The sequence below is a fragment of the Oceanicaulis sp. HTCC2633 genome (genome assembly GCF_000152745.1).
GTDB lineage: Bacteria > Pseudomonadota > Alphaproteobacteria > Caulobacterales > Maricaulaceae > Oceanicaulis.
This window is the reverse complement of record NZ_CH672428.1, coordinates 3,070,488-3,092,649: the sequence shown is the minus strand read 5'-3', so window position 1 is coordinate 3,092,649 and position 22,162 is coordinate 3,070,488. Positions and strand designations below refer to the sequence as shown.

Annotated in this window: 29 protein-coding genes; 6 read left to right on the top strand and 23 right to left on the bottom strand. The window is 66.4% G+C overall.

Annotated features, from left to right (window positions below; translation table 11 throughout):
• The 7 genes from OA2633_RS14660 to OA2633_RS14630 all read right to left on the bottom strand — a co-directional run bounded on the left by OA2633_RS14660 (window position 1) and on the right by OA2633_RS14630 (window position 3,749).
• Window positions 1-423, bottom strand: a complete 423-nt coding sequence (locus OA2633_RS14660; RefSeq protein ID WP_009803364.1) for an NlpC/P60 family protein — start codon at window positions 421-423, stop codon at window positions 1-3.
• Window positions 420-1,277, bottom strand: a complete 858-nt coding sequence (locus OA2633_RS14655; protein ID WP_009803363.1) for a DUF2163 domain-containing protein — start codon at window positions 1,275-1,277, stop codon at window positions 420-422. The genes OA2633_RS14660 and OA2633_RS14655 overlap by 4 nt, the downstream gene beginning before the upstream one ends.
• Window positions 1,278-1,512: 235 nt before the next feature.
• Window positions 1,513-2,070 carry an SRPBCC domain-containing protein gene (locus OA2633_RS14650; protein ID WP_156776289.1) on the bottom strand — a complete coding sequence of 186 codons (558 nt, stop codon included), beginning with the start codon at window positions 2,068-2,070 and terminating at the stop codon, window positions 1,513-1,515.
• 57 nt (window positions 2,071-2,127) lie between these two features.
• The gene (locus OA2633_RS14645; RefSeq protein WP_009803361.1) at window positions 2,128-2,745 is read right to left on the bottom strand and encodes a DUF2460 domain-containing protein; all 618 of its coding nucleotides are present in this window, start codon (window positions 2,743-2,745) and stop codon (window positions 2,128-2,130) included.
• Window positions 2,742-3,275, bottom strand: coding sequence for a phage tail tape measure C-terminal domain-containing protein (locus tag OA2633_RS14640; protein ID WP_009803360.1), 534 nt, complete (start codon window positions 3,273-3,275; stop codon window positions 2,742-2,744). Before OA2633_RS14640 ends, OA2633_RS14645 begins: the two co-directional genes overlap by 4 nt.
• Window positions 3,259-3,465 carry a phage tail assembly chaperone gene (locus OA2633_RS14635; RefSeq protein WP_009803359.1) on the bottom strand — a complete coding sequence of 69 codons (207 nt, stop codon included), beginning with the start codon at window positions 3,463-3,465 and terminating at the stop codon, window positions 3,259-3,261. The genes OA2633_RS14640 and OA2633_RS14635 overlap by 17 nt, the downstream gene beginning before the upstream one ends.
• Window positions 3,462-3,749, bottom strand: a complete 288-nt coding sequence (locus OA2633_RS14630) for a GTA-gp10 family protein (protein WP_040612778.1) — start codon at window positions 3,747-3,749, stop codon at window positions 3,462-3,464. The genes OA2633_RS14635 and OA2633_RS14630 overlap by 4 nt, the downstream gene beginning before the upstream one ends.
• Window positions 3,750-3,808: 59 nt before the next feature.
• On the opposite strand from OA2633_RS14630, the gene OA2633_RS14625 reads away from it, so the two are divergent.
• Entirely contained in the window at window positions 3,809-4,042 is a 234-nt protein-coding gene (locus tag OA2633_RS14625) for a hypothetical protein (RefSeq protein WP_009803357.1), read from the top strand.
• Here the strand turns inward: OA2633_RS14625 and OA2633_RS14620 are convergent.
• The 10 genes from OA2633_RS14620 to OA2633_RS14575 all read right to left on the bottom strand — a co-directional run bounded on the left by OA2633_RS14620 (window position 4,001) and on the right by OA2633_RS14575 (window position 10,926).
• Window positions 4,001-4,417, bottom strand: coding sequence for a phage major tail protein, TP901-1 family (locus OA2633_RS14620; RefSeq protein WP_009803356.1), 417 nt, complete (start codon window positions 4,415-4,417; stop codon window positions 4,001-4,003). The two genes, OA2633_RS14625 and OA2633_RS14620, sit on opposite strands and share 42 nt — an antisense overlap.
• Entirely contained in the window at window positions 4,414-4,830 is a 417-nt protein-coding gene (locus OA2633_RS14615) for a DUF3168 domain-containing protein (protein ID WP_009803355.1), read from the bottom strand. The genes OA2633_RS14620 and OA2633_RS14615 overlap by 4 nt, the downstream gene beginning before the upstream one ends.
• On the bottom strand, window positions 4,827-5,414 hold the full coding sequence (locus OA2633_RS14610; RefSeq protein ID WP_009803354.1) for a head-tail connector protein: 588 nt from the start codon (window positions 5,412-5,414) through the stop codon (window positions 4,827-4,829). The genes OA2633_RS14615 and OA2633_RS14610 overlap by 4 nt, the downstream gene beginning before the upstream one ends.
• A 75-nt stretch (window positions 5,415-5,489) precedes the next feature.
• Entirely contained in the window at window positions 5,490-6,695 is a 1,206-nt protein-coding gene (locus tag OA2633_RS14605; protein ID WP_009803353.1) for a phage major capsid protein, read from the bottom strand.
• A gap of 33 nt (window positions 6,696-6,728) precedes the next feature.
• A complete protein-coding gene (locus tag OA2633_RS14600; protein WP_206740514.1) occupies window positions 6,729-7,196 on the bottom strand; it encodes an HK97 family phage prohead protease in 468 nt (155 codons plus the stop codon).
• A gap of 30 nt (window positions 7,197-7,226) precedes the next feature.
• On the bottom strand, window positions 7,227-7,481 hold the full coding sequence (locus tag OA2633_RS14595; protein ID WP_009803351.1) for a hypothetical protein: 255 nt from the start codon (window positions 7,479-7,481) through the stop codon (window positions 7,227-7,229).
• Window positions 7,478-8,626 (bottom strand): phage portal protein, encoded by a 1,149-nt coding sequence (locus OA2633_RS14590; protein WP_009803350.1) that lies wholly within the window; start codon window positions 8,624-8,626, stop codon window positions 7,478-7,480. The genes OA2633_RS14595 and OA2633_RS14590 overlap by 4 nt, the downstream gene beginning before the upstream one ends.
• A 17-nt stretch (window positions 8,627-8,643) precedes the next feature.
• Window positions 8,644-9,876, bottom strand: a complete 1,233-nt coding sequence (locus tag OA2633_RS14585) for a DNA-packaging protein (RefSeq protein WP_009803349.1) — start codon at window positions 9,874-9,876, stop codon at window positions 8,644-8,646.
• On the bottom strand, window positions 9,836-10,345 hold the full coding sequence (locus OA2633_RS14580; protein ID WP_009803348.1) for a hypothetical protein: 510 nt from the start codon (window positions 10,343-10,345) through the stop codon (window positions 9,836-9,838). The genes OA2633_RS14585 and OA2633_RS14580 overlap by 41 nt, the downstream gene beginning before the upstream one ends.
• 119 nt (window positions 10,346-10,464) lie before the next feature.
• Complete coding sequence (locus OA2633_RS14575) at window positions 10,465-10,926, bottom strand: YcgN family cysteine cluster protein (protein ID WP_009803347.1); 462 nt, start codon at window positions 10,924-10,926, stop codon at window positions 10,465-10,467.
• A 169-nt stretch (window positions 10,927-11,095) separates the two neighbouring features.
• Here OA2633_RS14575 and OA2633_RS14570 point away from each other — a divergent pair, with 169 nt between their 5' ends.
• Window positions 11,096-12,967, top strand: coding sequence for a transglycosylase domain-containing protein (locus OA2633_RS14570; RefSeq protein WP_241760718.1), 1,872 nt, complete (start codon window positions 11,096-11,098; stop codon window positions 12,965-12,967).
• Here the strand turns inward: OA2633_RS14570 and OA2633_RS14565 are convergent.
• On the bottom strand, window positions 12,913-13,791 hold the full coding sequence (locus tag OA2633_RS14565) for an ion transporter (protein ID WP_009803345.1): 879 nt from the start codon (window positions 13,789-13,791) through the stop codon (window positions 12,913-12,915). The genes OA2633_RS14570 and OA2633_RS14565 overlap by 55 nt on opposite strands.
• Before the next feature lie 94 nt (window positions 13,792-13,885).
• Here OA2633_RS14565 and OA2633_RS14560 point away from each other — a divergent pair, with 94 nt between their 5' ends.
• Window positions 13,886-14,302 (top strand): hypothetical protein, encoded by a 417-nt coding sequence (locus OA2633_RS14560; protein ID WP_009803344.1) that lies wholly within the window; start codon window positions 13,886-13,888, stop codon window positions 14,300-14,302.
• A gap of 92 nt (window positions 14,303-14,394) precedes the next feature.
• Window positions 14,395-15,483 carry a DUF2336 domain-containing protein gene (locus OA2633_RS14555; RefSeq protein ID WP_009803343.1) on the top strand — a complete coding sequence of 363 codons (1,089 nt, stop codon included), beginning with the start codon at window positions 14,395-14,397 and terminating at the stop codon, window positions 15,481-15,483.
• Here OA2633_RS14555 and OA2633_RS14550 read toward each other — a convergent pair.
• From OA2633_RS14550 to OA2633_RS14535, 4 genes are all read right to left on the bottom strand, one after another.
• The gene (locus tag OA2633_RS14550; protein ID WP_009803342.1) at window positions 15,480-16,733 is read right to left on the bottom strand and encodes a mechanosensitive ion channel family protein; all 1,254 of its coding nucleotides are present in this window, start codon (window positions 16,731-16,733) and stop codon (window positions 15,480-15,482) included. The two genes, OA2633_RS14555 and OA2633_RS14550, sit on opposite strands and share 4 nt — an antisense overlap.
• The gene (locus tag OA2633_RS14545; RefSeq protein WP_009803341.1) at window positions 16,733-18,331 is read right to left on the bottom strand and encodes a peptide chain release factor 3; all 1,599 of its coding nucleotides are present in this window, start codon (window positions 18,329-18,331) and stop codon (window positions 16,733-16,735) included. Before OA2633_RS14545 ends, OA2633_RS14550 begins: the two co-directional genes overlap by 1 nt.
• A 64-nt stretch (window positions 18,332-18,395) precedes the next feature.
• Complete coding sequence (locus OA2633_RS14540; RefSeq protein ID WP_009803340.1) at window positions 18,396-18,809, bottom strand: hypothetical protein; 414 nt, start codon at window positions 18,807-18,809, stop codon at window positions 18,396-18,398.
• A gap of 57 nt (window positions 18,810-18,866) precedes the next feature.
• Window positions 18,867-19,205 (bottom strand): DUF1491 family protein, encoded by a 339-nt coding sequence (locus OA2633_RS14535; protein WP_162011003.1) that lies wholly within the window; start codon window positions 19,203-19,205, stop codon window positions 18,867-18,869.
• 61 nt (window positions 19,206-19,266) lie between these two features.
• Here OA2633_RS14535 and OA2633_RS14530 point away from each other — a divergent pair, with 61 nt between their 5' ends.
• The gene (locus OA2633_RS14530; RefSeq protein ID WP_040612773.1) at window positions 19,267-20,841 is read left to right on the top strand and encodes a hypothetical protein; all 1,575 of its coding nucleotides are present in this window, start codon (window positions 19,267-19,269) and stop codon (window positions 20,839-20,841) included.
• A gap of 10 nt (window positions 20,842-20,851) precedes the next feature.
• Window positions 20,852-21,754: a hypothetical protein gene (locus OA2633_RS14525; protein ID WP_009803337.1), complete on the top strand. Its 903-nt coding sequence runs from the start codon at window positions 20,852-20,854 to the stop codon at window positions 21,752-21,754.
• 34 nt (window positions 21,755-21,788) lie between these two features.
• Here OA2633_RS14525 and OA2633_RS14520 read toward each other — a convergent pair.
• Window positions 21,789-22,162, bottom strand: a 374-nt coding sequence (locus tag OA2633_RS14520; RefSeq protein ID WP_009803336.1) for a HAMP domain-containing sensor histidine kinase, incomplete at its 5' end; no start/stop codon positions are given.

Below are 22,162 nucleotides of genomic sequence, written 5' to 3'. Positions count from 1 at the left end.
CTAATTTTGAGGGAAGGCATAGGCGCCCGAAATCCGGCGCCGCCAGAACGGCCCCAGCGCGGTCTCGCACACGCTCTGCCCGCGCCAGGCGTGCAAGATGCGATCGGGTTCACTCAAGATCGCGCAATGGCGGGCAAAGCCGTTCGGCGCATAGCGAAACAGCAGCACGTCGCCGGGCCGGGCATGCAAGGCTTCAAGCGGAACCAGCCAGCGCCCCGCCGCGGCGCTCAAGGTGTCGATGCCTGTGCGTTCGGACCAGTCCGGCGCATAGGGCGGCAGGACTTCGGGTTCGGGTCCGCACAGAGCCCGCCACACTCCGCGCACCAGGCCCAGACAGTCACAGCCTGCGCCCTTCACGCTCATCTGATGATGGTAGGGCGTGCCGATCCAGCTGCGCGCCTCGGAGAGGATCAGGGCTCTCATCGCCGCGCGCTCACGGGCCGGATCAAGGCGTCATTGCCCGGCATGTGCGGGCAGCCGCGAAAGTTCAACGCGTTGTTGAAGCGGGAGGCGCAGGTTTCAAAGCGCTTGTCACAGCCCCTGTTCAAATGCACCGCCTGTCCCACCGTCACACCTTCGGGCACGGCGCCCTCAAGCTCGATCACCCGCTCGGCGCCCTCATTCCGCGCCGACACGATGCGCTGATCAGGCCAGCTCGCGCCCGGCCAGCTCAGCACGCCATGGGTTAGCGCAGACGCATCCAGGCTGTTCGCGCCGCTGACCCTCATGGCCCGCGCGGTGATCTGTTCAGACACAGCGCCCTCCGCCCGGCACCCGGCGGCGTCCAGATCGACGCCGCAGCGCGCATCCCCCAGCTCCGCATCACACAAGCGCGAAAAGGCCCGCCCGATGGTGCGATTGAGGCGCGCGCTCAAGCCTGAAACATCCGCTTCAAAGCCCTGATCACCATGGCGGATCTCGCCCAGCTCGCCAGTGAAGGCGCGCCAGAATAGCGACGGTTCGGTCCAGTCGACGCGATAAAGCGCCAACCCCGCCCCGTCCCAGACGCCGGCGGCAATGTCCGCGCGCGTGATGACGCCGGAGTCGAGCTGACCGAACACGGCGCCGCGAGCGGGCGCGCCGCCGGTCTCGCTGCGCAGATCGCCATGGGTAAAACCTGAAGCCGGCTCACAGCTTACGCCTTCAAGCTCCAGCACCTGATCATGGTCGGTAAAACCGAATTTCATGCCGTCCTGGCGGGTCAGGATCCAGACCCAGCACAAGGTCGTGGCGCCCGCATCGAGTTTCGCCTGCAAGGCCGGTGGAATGTCGATCATGCGACCTCCAACAAAAAACCCCGACGCACGCGCCGGGGTCACAAAGCAACATCATTTCAGACTGAGCACCCCGAGCCTGAAAGGCCCGCAAGCGCGACCGCGCGCCCGCAGCAAAGCGAGGAACTCTCAAAACCGAGCCTGAAAGGCTCGCAAGGCCAAGGGCCGCCCGCAGCTTTAGCGAGGATCGACTGAGCGGAGCGAAGGAGAAAAGAGAAAAGTCGTCAGCGCGACTGCATCATTCCTCAAACGCCGCGCAGGGCGCTTCAGGCTCCAGATGACAGCCCGCTTCCATATAGGGTTTGAGCCGGCCTTGGATGAAATGCACCCAGACGCGACGCACGATGCCCGCAAGCTCCTCATCCACCTCGCCTGTGATTGCGAGATCGACGGTGAAGCGCGTCTCGTCCGGGTTTTCGCCCTCTTCCAGGGTCCAGCTCGACACCAGCTGCACGGCCCGCCCGCTCAGGCCCAGCGGGCCATCCAGCCGAAGCTGTTCGGGCGCCCGCACGAAGATCACCCGTGCATGGACCACGCCATCGGGCTGTCCCGCTTCAAAGCGCTCATAGAACAGGCCGCCCACTTCGGGCTCGATCACCAGCTCCGCCGGTCCCGGCCAGAAGGTGTGATCCCACCAGGGCGAGACATCGCCGGTCGCCGCCTCGAACACCTCCGCGCGCGGCGCCGCGATCTCCACGACGATCTGGCTGCGAAAGCCCTGCACCTCGAACACCTCAAGGGCGGGCGCTTCGGGCGCGGCCTGCAGAAGCGTCAATGCGGCAATCCAAGCGATCATGTCATTCTCCCCAGTCTGCCCGAACATGAGGGCGCTGAACTGCGCGCCTGTCCAGCCCTAAAGCCGGACTTCCAGCAAGGGGACCGACGCAATCAGGGCGCCGCCGCCTTCCAGACTCGCCTCGATCTGGTCGACGTCGAACCGGGTCGGCACGTCAAAGCGAAACCCCGCGGTGATCAGGGCGCCGTCGGCGGGCGGCGCTGCGAAGACAATCCAGCCATCCGGCTCCAGCCCGAAACCGGTCTCCACGCCGTCCACCGCCACGCGCAGGCTGTCAGGCTGTGGATGGGTGATCGGACGCCGCCAGGCGTTGGCCGCATCGCCATAGGTCTTGGACAGCTGAAAGCGCGTACGGGCGCCATCCCCGGTCCCGATCCCCTGATCGAACGGTCCGGGCGCCTGACCGCTCAGGGCCGAGCTGTGATCGAACGGATCGGTGAAGCGGAAGGCGTGCAGCCGACCCCGCCGCGCCTCGAAAAAGGCGACGAGGCGCGCCAGATCTGATTGCGACCTCACCCCCGGCGCGGCATCCCAGCGCCGCCGGGAATCGCGCCAGACGGCGTTGCGCTCCTCACGGCCCGAATTGAGCGTGACGATCTCAGTGCGCCGTTCCGGCCCGCCGCGCGCGTCGAGCCCGATCGACAACGGAAAGCGCACATCGTGAAACCCGCTCATAGCTGACGCCCTCCGCGCTGCACCGCCCGCGCCACCGCCGCCGCGATCTGGCTTTCAGACCGGCGAATACTTTCCAGTGTTCCACCCTGCGTATTGATGGTGATCGAGATCGGCGCGGCGCCCAGGGGCGAGATCGCGCCCGACTGAGACGGCGTGAACACTTCCGGCCCCCGTTCGCCCACGAGATACCGCTCGCCCGCCAGAACCGGCCCGCCCTCGGCGCGCTGGCCCAGCACCCCGCCCAGAAGGCTCGCCGCATTGCCCAGAAGCCCCGAAACGGGCTGCAGCACGAACTGATCGAGCGCGATCTGCGCAAAGCTCTGGGCGATCTGTTCTGCGAGCGCGGAAAAGCTCAATTCGCCCGACCGCGCCGCCCCTTCAAGGCTGTTGGCGATGTCTCGCCCGGCGCTCTCAAACGCCTCTGACAGGGCTTGCGCCGCCAGCGTGCCTTCGCGCGCCGTCTCCTTGAGTTCGCTGCGCGCCGCGCTGGCGCCGGAGGCCAGCTCGGACAGATCAAAGGTGTCGGTCATGTTTCGCTCCATCGGGATAACGCCGCATCAGCGTGTCCAGCACGCTCCGATCCGGCGGCGGCGCGGCGCCCGGCGCAAGAGCCGCGCACAGCGCCCGCCACTCAAGAACCGACAGGCGCCAGAACAGCTCCGGGTTCAGCCCGAAGCGCAGCACGCCCAGCGCGAACCAGCCTCGCCAGTGCGGGCTCATTTGAGGTTCGCCTCAAAACAGGCGAGCACCGCCTGCGCGGCCTCAGCGGGCGCGGCGGCTTGCGCCAGCGCGTCTGCATCCTCATGCCCGCCAGCCCGCAAAAGCGCGGTCAGGACCGCCGTCAGATCCGTCGCCGTCAGGGTGCGAAATTTCGCAGCCAGCGCTTCCATTCCGGATACGCCCAGCGCGTCCTCGATCTGCATCAGCGCGGCGAGCGACAGGCGCAATTGCACCGTCGTCTCACCCAGCCGCGCGGAGACGGTTCCAGGTTGAAAGTTTGTCATGTGAAAGCCCCAGAGTTCGGGTTTAGTCTCGGCGCAGGATCCCAGCTCAAGGATGACCCATGCGCCGCGCTCTCGCCCTCCTCGCCCTCGCCTCGCCGCTTGTTCTGTGCGGCTGTGAAAGCGTGTTCGAAGAGGTCTATGACGAGCGCTATGAGGATGAATGCGAGGAATTGCGCAATCCGGACGCCTATCGCGCCTGCCTCAATGATCTTGAGGATCACCAGCGTCAGCGCCGGATCGAGGACCGCACCTCAAAGAGGGGTGAAGCTCAGCGCCCCGGCGGAGCTCAATGAGAGCGAATAGCTCGCCTCGCTGTCATGGCGGCCGGAATATTCCAGCGCCGTGACCAGGAACGGGCCTTCGATGACGCCGAAATCGGGCACGATCACCTGAAAGCTGCGCCGGGCCTGATCAAAGAACACGCCGCGCACGGTTTCGTCCGCCGCGCTGTCCACGAATATCCCCGCGCCCGAAATCGCCGCCTGACGCACCCCGGCGCCGTCCAGCAATTCACGCCAGCGCCCCGGACTGTCGGCATGGGTGACATCCACCGCCCGCGCGTTCAGGGAAAGCGTTTTCGCCCGTAAACCCGCGAGACTCGTGAACGTTTCGGGCGATCCGCCATCGCCGATTTTCAGCAAGACACCCTTGCCCGCCTGCGCCGTCATGGCCTGTCTCCTTGAGTTTGAAGTAGCGCCCTCACCCGCGCCAGCCCCTGCATCACGCGGCTGTCAGACGTTGAGAACAGATCGGCGTAGACGACCCGCGCATGGATCGCCGTATGGGGCGGCTCCAGCGCCAGGGACGCCGTATCGAGCGCCGTGCGGATCGCGCCCAGCGCCTGTTTGATCGCCTCGGCGTCATCGCGTCGGCCCCTTATCAGAAGGGTCTGGCGCAATTCGATCAGGCTGGTTTCGCTGGCGTCCGCGGCCTCACTTTCCACGCGTCCCAGATAAAGGAAAGGATAGCGCACGCCCGAGCGCGGCAGGTCAAACACCCGCTCGCCGAGGACCGTCGCCACGCCTGCATCCGCGAGAAAATGGTCCAGAAGTCCGCTCTGGAAGGCGGCTTCCGCGCTCATAGCCGCACCCGTTCAAACGGCGCGAGCAGACGGTCGACCATGTCCGGCGCAGGCGGGCTCTCGCCGCCCTCGCCCCGGTCCGCGCCATAGCTCGCCGCGACCAGATGCAGGATCGCCGCGCGCAAGGGCGCGGGAACCTCGTCCGGCGTTTCGCCATAGCCGGCGGTGAAGTCGATCTCGATGCCGCCGCCCCGCGCCTCCGGACGCGGCAAGGCAAAGGGCAGGATGGCGACCAGCCGCCCCGGCACGCCCGTTTCCACCCGGTATTCGTCAGAGTTCCAGTCTGTCAGAGCACCATCGCCCGCTCGCACCCTGACCGCCTCAACGCTCACAAGCGGCGCCCGTGCGAGCTGAACCGCAAGCCCGGATGCGCTCATCCGGTCGCGCGGCCAGTCCTCCAGCCGCTCGCGCCAGCTCTGGGTGATCAGCGCCAGCCCGGTCCGGGTTTCGACATGCTCGCAGGCGCTTTCGATCAGATCGCCGATCAGGGCGTCATCCTCGGAATGGCTTACCCTGAGCCAGGCTTTCGCCGCCTCCACGCTGACCGGTTCGGTCGCGGGCGGCGTGGTTCGCGTCAGGCTCATCGCGTCGCCTCCTTTTCAAAAAGCAAAGCCCCGGCGCTGTGGCCGGGGCTTTGAGGTGGGGGAGAGAGGGTTTGATCAGGCGGCGAATTTCAGGAGCTTGATCGCGTCGAAATCCTGCACGCCGCCGCCGACCCGGCGGGTGGTGTAGAAGAGGACGTAAGGCTTGGCGGAATAGGGATCGCGCAGCACCTGAACACCCTGGCGGTCCACCACCAGATAGCCGCGCTCGAAATCACCGAACGCAATCGAGAAGCTGTTGGCGCCGATATCGGGCATGTCCTCGGCCTCGGTGACGGGATAGCCCATCAGGCTGGCGGACTGGCCCGCGCTCTGGGCGGGCTGCCAGATATATTGCCCGTCCGCATCCTTGAACTTGCGCACGGCGGACACCGTCGCGCGGTTCATCACGAACCGGCCCTTGGCGCGATAGCTCCTCTTGGGCGCATAGATGAGATCAATCAGGGCGTCGGCGGGGTCAGAGGCGGAGAAGCCGCCCGACACGCCGGCGGCGACAAAGCCCAGCTTGCCCCAGCTCTCCGAACCGACTGCCGCGACCTCATAATCGAGAAAGCCGCGCGGCTTGTTCACGCCATCGCCCAACACAAACGCCCGGCCCTCGGCTTCGGCGAACACGTCACGCACTTCCTCGGCCAGCCATTGCTCGAGATCCACCAGCGCATCATCGAGGATCGCCGGGGTGGCGGCGGGCATGGCGTAGAGCTCGGCGGTCGGAAACTCCAACAGCTCCAGCGCGGAGGCGTCCGTTTCAGGCCGGCTCGCCGTCTCCGCCGCCCAGGCGCCGGTCGCGCCGCCCGCGCTGACAGGTTTGCGGAAGGTATGCGATGTCGTCTGCTTCACCGTGGCGATGGAGCGGATCGGGCTCACCTCGCGGATCAGCCGCTCAATGCGGGTTTCCAGCTCGGCCGGGGCCACATGGCCGCCGGTTGCGCCGGACTGACCCGACAGCGCTTTCTGGTCGAGCGCAAGCGCGGAGCCCGTGCGCAGGAAGTCACCCCAGCCTGCGCTCTTGATCGAAGCGCCCGACAGGTCCGGCCTCGCCGCTTCCCGGCTCAGACGATCCAGACGCGATTTGGCTTCATCGAGCGCGGCGTCGATGCGGTTCACCTTCTCGGTGATCAGCGGATCGGCGCCGGTTTTCGATTCCAGCGCGTCCAGCCGCTGGTCATTGGCCTGCTTGAAGTGTTCGAACGCGGCCAGCATGTCGGCCATGGCGGCGCGCGTCTCGGCGGAGGGAACCGCCATCTTGGTTTCCCGGCTCATGAGTGTCCTTTCTGACTGGGAAGGAAAAGGCGGTCAGGCCGCCGACGCGGAGAGCCGCGCCTTTGAAGGCTCCACAACGCGCAAGCGCGCCTGAGCCAGCATGGGGAAGGTCACGATCGACACCTCCCACAGATCGAGCTGCAACAGATCGCGCCCGCCGCCCGGTCGGGGCGCGGAGCGGATCGTGCGAAATCCGATGGAAAGACCGTCCACGGCCCCTTCCGCCACCAGCCCCAGCGCCGCCTTGCCGCGCGGGGCGGTGGAAAGGATGCGGCCGCGGACATAGAGCCCGCGGCCATCCTCGACGATCTCGTCCCAGACCCCGACGGGTTCGGTGGCGTCATGCTGGAACAGCATGCGCACCCCGTTCGGACCGCGCGCCTTGAGCCCTACTGCAAAGGCCCCGGCGCGGACGAGATCGCCGCCCTGATCCTCGATATCAAACAGGCTGGCATAGCCCGCCACCTCCAGCGTCTCGCCAGAGCGGTTCAGCGCCTGCATCGGCGTCTCCATTGTCAAAAGGGGCGGACCTCAGTCCTCTTCGAGCCGACGCTCGATGCGTTCCAACGCAGCGCGGGAATAAGCCGCGTGCGCTTCCAGCCGCGCCAGACGCTCGGCCACCGGCGCAGACGCATCCGCGCGGGTTTCAAGCTGATCGAGCCGCTCATTCGCCGCCCCGGTCCACATCAGGGCGCCCGCAGTCTGAAGCGTCAAAGCGAGGATGACGCCCAGCGTAATGGATCGATCGAGCCGCCACGGACTGATCGTGTGTGACGTCTCGGTCATTGATCGCCTCCATGCGGGGCCAGACCCAGAAGGCTGCGCTTCTCGTCGTCGGTTAGAAACTCCGCCGAGGCCACCCTGGCCCAGCGCGCCGCGCGTTCGTCGGTGAAGGCGGGCAGGCCGTCTTCATCCACACAGAGCTTCGGGTCCGCGCCCAGCCAGGGCGCCAGAAAGCGATTGAGCGCCATAGCGCAACTCTTCGCCAGCGGCAGCACCGTCTGGCGATAAAACGCCTGATTGGCCTCGCGATAATTGGAATAGGTGTTGTCGCCGGGAAGGCCCAGCAGCATGGGCGGCACGCCGAAGGCCAGCGCGATTTCTCGCGCCGCCTCACGCCTTGCCTCGATGAAGTCCATCTCGGCGGGGGAATGCCCCATCGGCTTCCAATCAAGCCCGCCTTCCAGGAGCAGGGGCCGCCCGGCGTTCTCGGCGCCGGTGTACAGGCTCTCAAGCTCCCCCTTCAGGCGCTCGAACTGATCGGGAGTCAAACGCCCCTGCCCGTCGCTTCCGGTCTTCACCACCAGCGCGCCAGAGGGCCGTGCGGCGTTATCCAAGAGCGCCTTCGCCCAGGCGCCCCCTGCGGCATGCACATCCACCGCCCTTGCCGCCGCCTCCATGGGCGACAGGCCATAATGGTCATCGGTGGGGTGAAAGCGCTTGAGATGCAGGACGGGCGAGCGGCCCGAGGCGCGATCGCGTTGAAACACTTCCGCGCCCGACGCCGTGCGGTACTCCCAGCCCTCGGCCCAGCCCTTGGGCCCGGTCATCACCCTGACCCGGTCCGGCCGCAGCGCGTAGAGCGACGGCGCGCCGGTCTCAAAGCCCGTCAGATGCAGATAGGCATCGCCCGCCACCTGAAGATGGCTCTGGACCATGTCGATCAGTTCGGGACCGGACTGGTCCGGGTTTGGCGCAGTCAGCAGCGCCAAGGCCGCCTCCCCCGCCCGGCCCTCACCCGCCTTGAACGAGGTCGCGGCGACCGCTTCAGCGACCAGCCGGACGCAGCGATGGGCGACGGCGTTGCGGGCATAGCCCTCGGTCGCGAAAGCGGCATAGCCGCGCGGGCTCCAGTTCGCCCCCGTCCCGAAGCCGAGCGCAAGGGTTCGCCCGGCCGCCTTGCGACCGAGACCCAGCCATTGCTTGAGCATGGCGTTCTCCTGTGGGTTTAAAGCCGCCGCAGCCTGGGGCTGGCGGCCTGTGGGGTCAGGGCGGCGATGGCCCAGACAAGGGCATCCACCCGGTCCGGACTGCCGCTGTGATCGGGCGCGCCAAAGGCGCACATCTGGTCTTCCAATGCCGGGAACCGCCCGGCATGGCGCACCCGGCCCCTGGCGTAAAGCGCGGCGACCGGTTCCGCCCTGGCCCGCTTGCCGCGGCTCGCATGCACCAGCCTGATCGGCAGGTCGGGCGCTGCGGCCTGCAGCACGGCGCGGACCATGTCCCCGCCCTGATTGGCCTCGGCGACCACCCAGTCCGCATCGACCGCCTCAAAGGCTTCGGCCACTCTTGCCGCCCAGACTTCAGGCCGAGCTTGCAGGCTCATATCCTTGAAGACAACAAGCCGGGCGTCCCGGCCCAAACCCGCGACGCCCGCCACGATGATCCCGCATTCATCTCCCGTTGCGCTCGCTGGCGGATCGACCGCCACCACGACGCGTTCGGGCTCAAAGGCGGGCAGACCCAGCGCCTGATCGATCAGGTCCCGCGTCCACAAGGCGCCGTCAGGATCATCGATCAGAACGCCCTCAAGCTCCTGCCGGGCCAGCCGCGAGGCGCCATAGCGATCCGTCATCGCGGCGACAAAGCCCGGCGCCAGATTGGCGGCGTTCGCCTCGGTTGCCGCATGGGTCATGACCACGCCAGCTTGTTTGAGCAGCGCCTTCAACGCCGGTATGGGCCTGGGAGTCGTCGTGATCATCAGTCTGGGATCTTCACCCAGCCGAAGCCCCAGCCCCAGCATGTCGAGCGTCTCCTGCGGGCGGGTCCAGGCGGCGAACTCATCCACCCAGGCGCAATCAAATTGCGGCCCGCGCAAGCCGTCCGGGTCTTCAGAGGAGAAGCCATGGGCTTCCGCTCCGTTCGGCCAGATCAAACGATGCCGGCTGGCCTCATAGCGGGGGCGTTCGTCCTCCTCGCCGATATTGAGAAAGCCTGACGGGCCGGACACCATCACTTCGCGCACATCGGAAAAGGTCGGCGCCACCAGCGCGATGCGCCTGCATCCCGCCTTCACCTGTGCGCGTATCCATTCGGCCCCGGCGCGGGTCTTGCCCGCCCCCCGGCCGCCCAGAAACAGCCAGATGCGCCAGTCACCCGGTGGCGGTTTCTGCGCATCGCGCGCCCAGAACGCCCAGCTATTAGCGACGCGCCTGATCTCCTCCGGCGTCTGATTGTGCACCCATGCCCTTCGCTCTGAGATGCTCTGCAAGGCGATCGAGTCGGCGATCAACTTCGGCGTAATAGTCTCGTTTCTCACCTTGGGGCGCCTCCGCCTGTGCGGCGGGCGTAGCGCCCGTCTTCTGTTCGGTCATGGTCTCGCTCCATTGTTTCAGATCGCGTCCCGCGCGGATCAGCGCCGCAATGGTCCGGGCCTGTCTTTCCGCCTGCGCGGCATCGCCCTCATCGAGCCGCGCCATGGCCCGTTCCAGGCGCCGGTTCAGCTCGGCGATCAGGCGCACCGGCGCCGGGGCCGGAAAGTTTCCATCGATCCAGCCGCATCGCAGTATGATTGTGCTGGCTTTCAGCCCATAGGCCTCCGCCAATGCGTCAGCGCTTTCACCGGCCCGCCAGCCTTCATGAATGGCGATCCAGTCAAAGCGTCGCCCGCCCGTCCGTTTCGGCGCCGGGTCAGGCGTCTTCGGGTTCATTTCGACCATGCCTGAAGACTAGGCGATAACCGCCCCGGTCGGATTGATCGCGCACAAAAACCGCCAACGCTCTGAGACATCGGCGGTTCCTGGTTCTCAACTTCGGGATTGGCGCGGATTTATTCCGGCTTTGCGTCCTGCCGGGCGACGATATGGTGCTCGAGATCGTCCTCATGGACGATGTTCTCGCTGATAAGCGTGCCTTTGACCGAATGCCCGGCCTCGATCACGCTATTGGGGTCGCCGGTCTTCAGCGGATGCCAGTCGGGCAGATCCTGGCCCTCATGCAGCAAGCGATAGGCGCAGGTTTCCGGCATCCATTTGAGCTGGGCGATATTGTCCGCGCTCAGGCGGACGCAGCCGGGGACCTTGCTTTGGCGATTGGCGTAGTCCGAACAGCGAATGGTGTTCAGGTCCAAGAGCTTGCAGCCCACATTGGTGCGCCAGAAGGTGTCCGGATCGTCCTCATCGCCCAGGATGACGACGCAGCACTTGCCGCAGCCATCACACAGGGACTCCCATTCACTCACGCTCATTTCAGAAAGCGTCTTGCGTTCGTAGAAAGGACGAGTATCGCTCATCGCCTGAATTTAGCCGTGATCAGCTGTTCTTGAGATCATTCCCAATACGCCCGTCCGGGCGGCAAACCTGTCGAGGCTCGCCATCACCTTCCGTGCCGATCAAAAGCCCTCCCCATGGACCCGGCTGAAATCCCGCTGGCGCCTGGTCGCCCTGGTCACGGCGCAGATCGTGATCCTGGTCGGGCTGATCAGCGGGATCGCCTTCTGGCGTTGGGCCTACCACGACTTGCCGTCGGTTCCAACTACCGCACAAGAGTTGTGGAGCGTCCGGCGCGAACCGGCGGTGACCGTACTGGCGGAAAATGGCGCAATCCTGGGTCAGCGCGGCCCGCTCTATGCGCGCCCGGTGCGGCTGGACGACTTGCCCGAGCATGTGCCACAGGCCTTCCTGGCGGTCGAGGACCGGCGCTTTTACGAGCATGACGGCTTTGACGAGCGCGGCTTTGCGCGCGCCATGTGGGCGAATGTGCGCGCCGGCGGCCTTGTTCAGGGGGGCTCGACCCTGACCATGCAGCTGGTGAAGAACCTGATCCTCAGCCCCGAACGCACGATCCGGCGCAAGATCCAGGAAATCCGCATCGCCACCGAGCTCGAGGACAATCTGACCAAGCAGGAGATCCTCGAGCTTTATCTCAACCGGGTCTATCTGGGCGATCAGGCCTATGGCGTGGAAGCCGCCGCGCGGCGCTATTTCAACAAGCCCGCCAGCGATCTGACCCTGTCAGAAGCAGCGCTTCTGGCGGCCCTGCCCAAGGCGCCCTCGCGCCTCGCGCCCACCTCGAACCTGCCCGCCGCCCGCGCCCGCGCCGCCGAGGTGCTCTACGACATGCTCGACGCCGGTTTCATTGACGAGACCGCCTATCAGGACGCCCTCGAGAACCCGGCGGAGCTGGCCGCCGGGGATGAGAGCTTTGAACCGGGCGCTTTCGGCTATGTGTTCGATCAGGCCCTCGCCGAAGCGCGCCAGCACCTGGGCGACGCGGCGGACACCCCTGACCTCGTCATCCGCACCAGTGTCAGCATCAGCGCCCAGACCGCCGCCGAGCGCGCCGTCGCCGCGGTGATGGATCTGCAGGCCGAGGCGCGCAACGCCGATGAAGCCGCGCTTGTGGCGATGGATCCGCAAGGCCGGGTGCGGGCGATGGTGGGCGGGCGCAACTATGCCGACAGCCAGTATAACCGCGCCGTCCAGGCCCGCCGCCAGCCGGGCTCCGCCTTCAAGCCCGTGGTCTTCGCCGCCGCCTTCGAGGCCGGCATGGAACCCTCTACCGCCTTCAATGACGAACCCATCGAGATCGAGGGCTGGAGCCCGGAGAACTATGGCGGAAACTATCGCGGCCGCATCACCATCGCCGACGCGCTGAAGCGTTCGATCAACACGGTCGCCGCCCAGGCGGGCGCGCAGGTGGGCGCGGACGCAGTCGCGGAAATGGGCCAGCGCCTGGGGATCACCACCGCGCTCAACCCGGTTCCGGCCCTGTCTCTGGGCTCGTCGGGCGTGCGTCTGATCGACATGACGCGCGTCTATGCCGTGTTCGCCAATGATGGCCGCCGTCCGGACCCGGTTCTGGTGCTGGAAGTGCGCAATTCACGCGGGGATCTTCTGTATCAGGCGCCCGAAGCCACCCAGGGGCGTCAGGTGATCGAGGCCGAGCAGGCCCAATGGATGTCCACCCTGCTGCAAGGCGTGATCCAGGACGGCACCGGCCAGCGCGCCCAGCTCAATGGCCGCCGGGCCGCGGGCAAGACCGGCACCAGCCAGAACAGCCGCGACGCCTGGTTCGTCGGCTATACGGGCCAGCTCGTTGCAGGCGTCTGGGTCGGGAATGATGACGACACGCCGACGGACAATGTCACCGGCGGACAACTGCCCGCCGAGATCTGGCGCCGCTTCATGACCGAGGCCCTGCAAGGCCAGCCGGCCCTTGAGCTGACAGCCCCCGCCCCGCAGCGGCGCGGCGCCCGCGAGGAAGCGCTGGCGGCGTATTACTCGGAATTGTCCGCCCGGTTCGAGTCGCTCAAGGACGGCATCGACGACTGATCCGCATCGACTTTTTCAGCCAGCAGGGCGCGCATTTCGTGCATTTCCCTTCGCATGGCGCGCATTTCATGGATCAGGGTCTCGCGCTCGTCATGGGCGATGTTCTGGCGCTCGGTCTCGGCGTCAAAATGCTTGGACTGCATGGAGTCCACGATGACGGCGATGAAGAGGTTCAGCACCGCAAAGCTCGTCACGATCACGAAGCCGACAAAGTAGATCCAGGCATAGGGATGCTCGGCGATGACCGGGCGGGCCACGCCCATGGACCAGCTCTCCAGCGTCATGACCTGGAACAGGGTGTAGGCCGAACCGCCCAGATCGCCGAAGAATTGCGGATGGGTGCCCGAAAACAGCTTCGCGCCCATGACCGAGGCGACATAGAAGATCACGCCCAGCACCAGCATGATGGCGCCCATGCCCGGGATCGCCTTGCCCAGCGCCTCGACCACAGAGCGCATTTCAGGGATCACAGAGAACAGGCGGAACAGCCTGAGCACGCGCAGCGCCCGCAGCACGGTGAAGGCGCCCGCCGCCGGAATCAGGGAAATCGCCACCACGGCGAAATCGAACCAGTTCCAGCCCGACTTGAAGAAGTTCAGGCGATGCACGATCAGCTTGAGCAGGATCTCCACCACGAAGGCGGCGATGATGGCATGGTCGGCGAAGGTCAGGACCTGCACCACGATCTCGGGCAACGGATAGGTCAGAAGCCCCAGGATCGCCGCGTTGATCAGGATCAGCGCCGTGATGGTGTTGCGGAAGGCCGCGCTCGCCAACAGGCGTTCAAGGGCGTTCTTGGGTTTCTCGGCCGACGCGTCGCTCATGACAGGCTCTTCTCTGGAGTGGATCGCGCTTGGTTAGCCGTGCGCCGGGACCGGCGCAACGGTTTGTCAAAGTCGTGATGGCATATTCCAAGCCATGATGGCTGTCTTCCTCCTGATGCTGCAAACCGCAGCGCCCGCTCCGACCGCCCTGCCTCCGGCGGCGGTGATCGAGAATCACGCCCGCCGCGGCGTGCTCGTCCGGCTGGACGGGGCGGCGGCGCAAAGCGTGCAAGCGTGCATCAGCGCCTGCGCCCTGAACGCCGCGTGCCAGGCCTGGACCTACCGGCCCGTGCAGACGGCGCGCGCCGCGCGCTGTGACCTGCATCCCATCGCCGGGCCCAGCCAGTATGCCCCGGGGGCCCTGACCGGCCTGTCGCCCGCCCTTGCCGCGCGGATCGAAGCGGGCGCCGAGCGCGCGCCCAGCCCGCGCGAGCGCACGATGCTGTCCGGCCCCGGTCGAGCGCCCGCTCCTGCGGCCGGGCGCAATAGCGATCTCGCGGGCGGCGGGTAAAAAAACCCGACTGAACCGCGCATTAACCATGGTGCGGCACGGTTTCTTTACTCGCATGCAAGCAATATGGCGTGCTCATTGCGGAGGCCCGGATGTCGGTTTCGTCCAAGCTGCACAAGCTGACCGAACTTGCGAAAGAAAAATCGTCTGATCGCCGCCGCGAATTGCTCCGCGAGGTGACGGACCTGTTCTTTGACGCGCCGCCGGCCGGCGACAGCGCCGCCCAGGGCCAGTTTGACGACATCCTGCAAACCCTCGCCAACGAAACCGCCCAGGACGCGCGCGCCGAGCTGGCGGACCGGTTCGCCGACGCGCCGTTCGCCCCCAAGGGCCTGATCCAGCAACTGGCCAAGGACGCCATTGAGGTCGCCGCGCCCATCCTGTCGCGCTCGTCCGTGCTGAGCGAGGAAGACCTCGTGACCATCGTGCACGAGACCGGCCAGGCGCATATCCAGGCCATCGCCAGGCGCGAAACCGTGTCCGAACGCCTCTCCCACGCCATCGTGGAGAAGGGCGATGACCACACGGTCGCAGCCCTGATCCGCAATGACGGCGCCCAGCTGTCGCGCTCCACCTTTGAAGAAGTGGCCCGCCGCGCCGAGGACAGTGAAATCCTGCAGGCGCCGATCGTCGAGCGCGCGGACGCCCCGGCCGACCTTCTGAACGACCTGATGGTGGTCGTCAGCCGCACCCTGCGCGACAAGATCACCCAGCGCTTCGACAAGCTGGAGCCGGGCGTGCTCGAGGCCGCCCTCGCCGCCTCCCAGGCCCGGCTTGAAAAGCGCATGGCCGAAGACAAGGCGCTCGTTGAAGCCCAGCGCTTCATCGCCTCCAAGCGCGTGCGCAAGGAGCTGGACGGTGCCCTTCTGGTCAGCCTGCTGCGCGAACGCAAGCCCGTGCATTGCGCGCTTGGCTTCGCCGAGCTCACCGGCGTGGATTACTACACCGCCAAGCGCGCCTTCGAGCACAAGAGCCCGGACGGCCTGGCGCTGATCTGCAAGGCGGCGGGCATCGAGAAGGCGCTGTTCGTCACGCTCGCCGTTCTGCGCAGCCAGGCGGCGGAGAACGCCTTCAATGATGCGCGCGAAATCGGCGCCATCTATGAAAAGCTCGAACCCGATCAGGCCGAACGCGCCTTGCGGTTCTGGAAGCTTCGCAAGCAGGCCGCGGCCGCCGCCTAGCGGCCGTCTCCGCTTTCCCCATCGTGATTTTCGCCGCGGGCGATCTGCCGGTTCTGCTTTTCGGGATCGTCGTGGGGGATGTGCTTTTTCACCTTGGGCGGCACGAACACCTCCGCCCCGTCATCCATGTAGATGGTGGTGGACGGGAAGGCGAAGCCGGTCCCGGCCTCTTCCACGATGCGCTTGATGGCGAAGGCCAGCTCTTCCTTGATGCGCAGCCACTCGCCCCAGTTCGTGGTGGTGGTGAAGCAATACAGGAAGAAGTCGATCGAGGACGGCCCGAACTTGTCCACATGCATGAAGGTGGACACTTCAGGCGGCTTGGCGAACTCGGGATGGTTCAGCACCCAGTCCAGCACCTCGTCGCGGATATAAGCCAGCTGGTCGGTGGTGGTCTTGTACTCCACGCCGATGACCCATGAGATCCGGCGATGGGTCATGCGGGAGAAATTGGTCACCGCCTTGTCCGACAGGAAGGCGTTCGGCACATAGACCGGCCCCTTGTCGAAGCGGCGCACCAGGGTGGAGCGGAAATTGATCTGCTCGACCGTGCCTTCCACCACGCCGTCCACCTTGATCCACTCGCCCGGCACGAAGCGCTTCTCGGTGAGGATCAGGATGCCGGCGATGAGGTTCTTGAACAGGTCCTGCGCGCCAAGGCCGACCGCGACGCCCAGCAGCCCGAGACCGCCGATCACCGGCGCCACAGGGATGCCCCAGGCGCTCAGGGCGGCTGCCACGCCAATGATGACGAACAGGATTTTCAGCGCCTTCGACAGCCAGTCGATCATCACCGGGTTCAACGCCCGGCGCAGCGGCTTGAACAGGTGCGCGACCGGGTCGACCGCGTTCCGCAAGCCCCAGAACAGCGCCACGATCACCAGCGTCTGCACCAGGCTGTCGCCGCTGATCGCGGCGTTCTCGCCCCGCAGCCCCAGAATGTTGACCGCGATATAGACGCCGATGATCACCGGGATCAGCTTGATCGGGCCGTAGAGCGCATCCAGCAGCTTGTCATCAAGCTCGGTCTCGGTCCGCTCGGTGGCGTTGCGCACCCGGTTGATGATCAGCGCGGAGAACAGCCCGCGGAACAGGAAGGCGATGACGATGACGCCCAGCGCCGCCAGACCAGCCCCCACGGACAGGCCCAGAAAGCTGGTGTCCCAGACCGTCTGGACGATATCGACAAGGTCGTTCACCGATGCCCGGACAGGCTCTGGCAATTGTTCGGCGACGGACGGCGCGGTCATCAGCTGCGTTCCTTGGTGGCGTGGAAGGTGATGTTGGGGAATTTCTCCTGGGAGTAATTCACCTCCCAGGCCGATTTCGCCATGAACACCGGGTCGCCGTCGATATCCTCGGCGATCGCCGATTTGTGCCGGTCGATGAAGGCGGCGATATCCGCATCCGAACCGGTGATCCAGCGCGCGGTGTCATAGGGGCTGGCTTCAAACACCACCTCGATGCCGTATTCGTCCGCGACGCGTTGCGCCATCACATCGATCTGCAGCGCGCCCACCGCGCCAATGATGAACTCGCCGCCCAATTGCAGGCGGAAGAGCTGCGTCACGCCCTCTTCGGCGAGGGATTCGAGCGCCTTCTTGAGGTGCTTGGCCTTGAGCGGGTCTTTCAGACGCGCCCGGCGCAGCATCTCCGGCGCGAAGTTCGGAATGCCCGCCACGCGCCATTTGCCGCTTTCCGACAGGGTGTCCCCCACGCGCAGAACGCCATGGTTGGGCACGCCCATCACATCGCCCGCGAAGGCTTCGTCGGCGATCTCGCGATCGGACGCGAAGAACAGGATCGGATTGTGCACCGACAGCGTCTTGCCCGCTTCGGTCTTCAGCTTCATGCCGCGTTTGAACTGGCCCGAGCTCAGGCGCACGAAGGCCACCCGGTCGCGGTGATTGGGATCCATGTTCGCCTGAACCTTGAAGACAAAGCCCGCCACTTCCTTGTCGCCCGGCTCCAGCGTCTCGCGGGGCCCCTTGGCGGCGGCCTGGGGCTGGGGTCCCGGCGCATGCTCGGCCAGGGCGTCCAGCAGTTCGTGCACGCCGAAGCGGCGCAGCGCAGACCCGAAATAGACCGGGCTGAGATGGCCCTCTTCAAAGCTCGCCTGATCAAACTCGGGCAGCAATTCACGCGCCATCTCGGCGCCTTCGGTGACTTCCGCCAGCTCATCCGCACTCAGCACGCTTGCGATCTTGTCGCCGTCAAGCGGCACGCGTTCTGAGCGGCTGACCTCGCTGTCATCGGGGCGCTTGTAGAGCACGAACTCGTTCGTGGTCAGATCCGCCACACCCTTGAAGCGGTTGCCCGACCCGCACGGCCATTGCATCGGCGTGACGTCGAGCGCCAGCTTGTCCTGGATGTCATCGAGCAGTTCGGACGGCTCCATCGCCTCGCGGTCGAACTTGTTGATGAAGGTGATGATCGGGATGTCGCGCAGGCGGCACACTTCGACGAGCTTCAGGGTGCGCGGCTCCACGCCCTTGGCGGCGTCCAGCACCATGATGGCGCAGTCTGCAGCCGTCAGCGTGCGATAGGTGTCTTCGGAGAAGTCCTCGTGACCGGGCGTATCGAGCAGGTTGAAGATGAGATCGCGATACTCATACGTCATCACCGAGGCGGAGACCGAGATCCCGCGCTCGCGCTCGATCTTCATCCAGTCCGACTGGGTGCGGCGGTTCTCGCCCCGCGCGCGCACCTGGCCCGCCAGACGAATGGCGCCCGCCTCCAGAAGCAGCGTCTCGGTGAGCGTCGTCTTACCCGCGTCAGGGTGAGAGATGATGGCGTAGGTGCGCCGGCGCGCCCATTGCGCGCCGTCAGCGGCGGTGGTCATCGGCATATCCTGCAAAGTGTTCAGACCCGCGAGGTAGCCGAGCCGCCCGCCGCACGCAAGCGCTAGGGCTTCAGGCCTGCATCCGCGCCGGCGCCTGGGACCAGACCGCCATGTTCGCCGTATGCCCGGACAGGCGTCCATCCGCTTGCAGGTCCATGAGCTGTTTCATGGTCACAAGCGACACGGAGGCGAGACGCACCTGCACCTCCGCCGAGCTCTTGGCGGTCTGCGGCGCCACGGCCAGCAGCGCATTGGCTTCGTTGGTCTTGAGCGCCACCAGCGCAGACAGGAAGATTCCGCTCTCCGGATCTGACTTGGCGAGCGCCGGACGCTCCCAGACCCATTCACGAACCATCTTGATCACCTGGCCGATGCGCAGGCCGCGCAGGGCGATGGGGTTGATCCCCAGGGCTTCCCCCCGCTCGCGCGCCGTCTCCGCGACGTCACCCAGATCGTAAAGAGCATCGTTGAACAAAAACAGCATGTTGAATGTAACCCGTCGGCGTTTTCCCAACCCGTGGCTCATCCTAACCCAGCGATCTTAAGAATTATCAATCGCCTCGTTAAGGAAGTGTCGACCATGCGGGTCGTCCACCTCCACCAGCCAGAGATCGGGATCATCCTCGATCCGCCGACGGGCATAGCCCTCCGCGTCCTGTTCCGGCACGGGATCAGGGCCCAGCGGGGTCATCCACACCCGCTCCCCCTGCATGTTGCGCATCGGCGCATAGAGCTGGGCCATGCGTTCGGGCAGCAGGGTTTTCAACAGGATGACGCCTGCATCCGGGTCGCCCTTATGCGCCACGTACACGCTGGCGCCGGCGCTTTCGGCCCGCCACCGCAAGGCATCCACCCAAAATCGCGCTCTGAGATCGGTCATCGTCATTTCACTTGATGGCAAAGCAATTGCTTAATAGTTTGTTAATTGAGGGGAGCGTGCCATGCTGACACAAAATCGTTCATTCGGCCTTATTCTTATGGGCCTGATGTCTCTTGTCGTGCTGACGACGCAGGCGCAGGCGCAGGACCAGAGGGCTGCGCGCTCTGAAGAAGTCCTGCTGACCGAGCTGACCCACGATGCGAGCGATCTGCGGCTGGACGCGGATCATCGCGAAATCCGCATCCCCTTCACCATCGCGCCCAGCGCCGATCCGCAAGCGATCGAGCTGCTGATGAACGCCATTCCCGACAGCGCGCACTCGGATGGCCACATCGAGGCGTTTGTGAACCGCTCGCGCGCCGTGGTGCTGCAACCGCGCGCCGAACCCTTCGAGGCGCGCTTCTCGCTCTATTCCGATGATCTGCGCGCCGGCGACAACACGCTGATCCTGCGCCTTGTCGATCCGGGCGAAGACGGCTGGACGATCAGCGCCCAGGCCAGCCGCCTGCGCATCGCCGCCGCGCCGCCCCATGGCTATTCGGGCCTGTCTGAAGTGGAAGCGGCGCTGAACGCCGACTTCGCCGCCCCGCGCCGGGTGCATATCGATGCGCGCGAAGCGGGCGAGGACGAGCTCGCCGTCGCCGCGCTCATCGCCCAGGGCCTGGCCCTGCGCATGGGCGAGGCGCCGATCCTCGTCAGCGACGCCGAAGTCGCCGAAATGGTCGTCACCGCCCATGTGCGCGGCGCCGGCGCCCCTGCGATCGATCTCACCGGTCCGTCCGAGGTGCGCCTGTCCGCCGCCTCGCCCGCCGCCCTGATTGCTTCGGCGCGCCTGTTCGCCGCCCGCTCCATGCAGGCGCACACGGTCCGCTTTGACATGGCCGCAGCGCTCAACGCGCCGCGACTGGTCCGCACGCCGCCGGCCTCCACCGGCGACACGCACGCCCTCGCCGGTCTCGCCAGCATGGGCGCGCCCTTCGGTCTGGATCAGGGCGGTCGCGCCGCCGTGGTCATCGCAGGCGAGGATGAAGACCAGCGCAACGCCGCCCTGTCGGTGATCGCCCGCGCCGGTCTGGCGTCGGGTTCGGCCTGGCTCTACGCTTGGTTCGGCGATGACATTAACGCTGCGCCCGAACGCTATGACCTGATGGTGCTGGGACCGCAGGAAGCGCTCGACCCGCGCCTTCTGGCCGCCGCGCCTGTGGAAGTGCGCGCTGCAGCGAACGCCGCCGCCAATCGCGCGCCCCAACGCCGCCGCTATTACGGCTCGACCGCTTACGCCGCCGACCCCACCGAACGCGATGCGCGCATTACCGGCGTCGCCGCCCTGTTCGACACGCCCGAAGGCCGTCAGGTGGCGCTGTTCACCGCGCCTGACGGCGCAGACTTCGCCCGCGCCGCCAAACGTCTGGCGCGTTCGGAGCTGTGGAGCGAGCTGGATGGCCGCGCCGCGCTCTGGGATGCGGCGAACGTCACCCATTTCGGCCCCTCCTCCGCCCCGCGCTTCTCGGCGGAATGGATCAGCGGCCAGTTGCGCGCCCATGACGAATGGTTTGCGCTCGGCGCCTTCTCGCTGGCGGTGCTTCTGCTGCTCGGCAGCATCAATGTAAACCGGACGTCAAGACGCCGCGCCTAGACTGGAGGGCATGTGGACTTCCGCGCTTGCCCTTCTGACCGCCCAGGCCGTCTTTGACGCCGACGCCTCCTTTGACGCCTATGAGCTGCGTCTGGAGGCCCGGTCGGCCGATAATGCGTGTTCCGTCTTCACCGCCGTCGAGCGGGCGCTTCTGGACGCCGCCATCAAGCGCTCGCGTGATGATGCGGTGATGCAAGGCGCAAGCCCGGGCCAGCTCGACGGGTTCGAGCAACGCCAGGACGACGCCTTCTCCATCGCCTGCCGCGAGGCCTTTGATCTGCCCGGCGTCACGCTGCACCGGCAGGAAACCCTGCGCCTGAGCGGCTTTGACCAGGCGCGCTTTGAAGGTCGCGCCCAGGGCTGGACGGCCCAGCGCGGCGGGTTGTCCGACGAGTTCGCCCAATGGCGCATCGTGCAGAGCCTGCGCCAGGGCGCGGCCAATTTCGGGATCTTCCAGCAGGGGGACGAAACCGCATTGGCGCTCAGCCTGCGCACCGCCCTGCGCCCGGCCTACGCCGTCGCCTATGTGCGGGATGTGGAGCGCGCGCCCGAGCCCGTGGACCTGACCGCCGGCGGCTTGCTGCCCCCGCCTGACGAGGATCCGGTGAGCGCCTGGGGCGCGCCGTCCGACCGGCTGGAGCGGGTGTTCGCCACCGAAACCCTGAGCCGTCAGCGTGCCGGGGAGCTGGCGCCGGCCAGCGGACAGCCCGCCGTGGGCTTCATTTTTCCGCAGGCGCTGACCGAAGAGCTGGCCAATCTGTCGCCCCGCGAAGGCGCGCGCATCGATCTGTATGACGGCACGGGCGCGGTGATTGATCGCTATTGGGTGGAAGTGGGCGCGTTCGACGCCGCCCTCGCCTTCATGCGGCTGCCGACCATGGCGCCGCAAAGCACGGCAACAGCGTCGAACTGATCCGGAATCGAGACACAGACGAGCGGCGCCAGGCTTACGCCGCGCCGTCTTTCGCCTGGATGATCACCTCGCCCGCCTGCTGGGCGGCGGCGATGCGCTGATGCACTTCGAGCGGCGCGAAATCGGTGACGGTGCTTTTCGCCTCTCCCATCACCGGCAGGCGCACGGTGACCGTGGTGCCCTGACCGCGGGCGCTCTGAACCTTGACGGTCCCGGACTGCATCTCGGCCAGAGCCTGCACCAGCGACAGGCCCAGCCCCGTGCCGCGTTCAGAGGTTTCCTTGCCCGAGCGGGTCTGGTGATAGGGCTTGCCCAGATCGGCGAGTTCCTCCTCGCCAATGCCGACGCCGCTATCACCCACCGCCAAAACGAGCTCCGCCCCGTCCTGACGCGCCATCACTACGACGG

Bases quoted from the DNA above. Each gene is read 5' to 3' on its own strand.
- OA2633_RS14605 (WP_009803353.1), bottom strand. From the start codon at position 6,695: ATGAGCCGGGAAACCAAGATGGCGGTTCCCTCCGCCGAGACGCGCGCC.
- OA2633_RS14545 (WP_009803341.1), bottom strand. From the start codon at position 18,331: ATGCCGATGACCACCGCCGCTGACGGCGCGCAATGGGCGCGCCGGCGC.
- OA2633_RS14640 (WP_009803360.1), bottom strand. From the start codon at position 3,275: ATGACCGACACCTTTGATCTGTCCGAGCTGGCCTCCGGCGCCAGCGCG.
- OA2633_RS14560 (WP_009803344.1), top strand. From the start codon at position 13,886: ATGATGGCTGTCTTCCTCCTGATGCTGCAAACCGCAGCGCCCGCTCCG.
- OA2633_RS14525 (WP_009803337.1), top strand. From the start codon at position 20,852: ATGTGGACTTCCGCGCTTGCCCTTCTGACCGCCCAGGCCGTCTTTGAC.
- OA2633_RS14565 (WP_009803345.1), bottom strand. From the start codon at position 13,791: ATGAGCGACGCGTCGGCCGAGAAACCCAAGAACGCCCTTGAACGCCTG.
- OA2633_RS14615 (WP_009803355.1), bottom strand. From the start codon at position 4,830: ATGAGCGCGGAAGCCGCCTTCCAGAGCGGACTTCTGGACCATTTTCTC.
- OA2633_RS14660 (WP_009803364.1), bottom strand. From the start codon at position 423: ATGAGAGCCCTGATCCTCTCCGAGGCGCGCAGCTGGATCGGCACGCCC.
- OA2633_RS14610 (WP_009803354.1), bottom strand. From the start codon at position 5,414: ATGAGCCTGACGCGAACCACGCCGCCCGCGACCGAACCGGTCAGCGTG.
- OA2633_RS14595 (WP_009803351.1), bottom strand. From the start codon at position 7,481: ATGACCGAGACGTCACACACGATCAGTCCGTGGCGGCTCGATCGATCC.
- OA2633_RS14655 (WP_009803363.1), bottom strand. From the start codon at position 1,277: ATGATCGACATTCCACCGGCCTTGCAGGCGAAACTCGATGCGGGCGCC.
- OA2633_RS14550 (WP_009803342.1), bottom strand. From the start codon at position 16,733: ATGACCGCGCCGTCCGTCGCCGAACAATTGCCAGAGCCTGTCCGGGCA.
- OA2633_RS14630 (WP_040612778.1), bottom strand. From the start codon at position 3,749: ATGACAAACTTTCAACCTGGAACCGTCTCCGCGCGGCTGGGTGAGACG.
- OA2633_RS14625 (WP_009803357.1), top strand. From the start codon at position 3,809: ATGCGCCGCGCTCTCGCCCTCCTCGCCCTCGCCTCGCCGCTTGTTCTG.
- OA2633_RS14575 (WP_009803347.1), bottom strand. From the start codon at position 10,926: ATGAGCGATACTCGTCCTTTCTACGAACGCAAGACGCTTTCTGAAATG.
- OA2633_RS14555 (WP_009803343.1), top strand. From the start codon at position 14,395: ATGTCGGTTTCGTCCAAGCTGCACAAGCTGACCGAACTTGCGAAAGAA.
- OA2633_RS14600 (WP_206740514.1), bottom strand. From the start codon at position 7,196: ATGCAGGCGCTGAACCGCTCTGGCGAGACGCTGGAGGTGGCGGGCTAT.
- OA2633_RS14530 (WP_040612773.1), top strand. From the start codon at position 19,267: ATGCTGACACAAAATCGTTCATTCGGCCTTATTCTTATGGGCCTGATG.
- OA2633_RS14540 (WP_009803340.1), bottom strand. From the start codon at position 18,809: ATGCTGTTTTTGTTCAACGATGCTCTTTACGATCTGGGTGACGTCGCG.
- OA2633_RS14620 (WP_009803356.1), bottom strand. From the start codon at position 4,417: ATGACGGCGCAGGCGGGCAAGGGTGTCTTGCTGAAAATCGGCGATGGC.
- OA2633_RS14590 (WP_009803350.1), bottom strand. From the start codon at position 8,626: ATGCTCAAGCAATGGCTGGGTCTCGGTCGCAAGGCGGCCGGGCGAACC.
- OA2633_RS14535 (WP_162011003.1), bottom strand. From the start codon at position 19,205: ATGACCGATCTCAGAGCGCGATTTTGGGTGGATGCCTTGCGGTGGCGG.
- OA2633_RS14645 (WP_009803361.1), bottom strand. From the start codon at position 2,745: ATGAGCGGGTTTCACGATGTGCGCTTTCCGTTGTCGATCGGGCTCGAC.
- OA2633_RS14580 (WP_009803348.1), bottom strand. From the start codon at position 10,345: ATGAACCCGAAGACGCCTGACCCGGCGCCGAAACGGACGGGCGGGCGA.
- OA2633_RS14635 (WP_009803359.1), bottom strand. From the start codon at position 3,465: ATGAGCCCGCACTGGCGAGGCTGGTTCGCGCTGGGCGTGCTGCGCTTC.
- OA2633_RS14650 (WP_156776289.1), bottom strand. From the start codon at position 2,070: ATGATCGCTTGGATTGCCGCATTGACGCTTCTGCAGGCCGCGCCCGAA.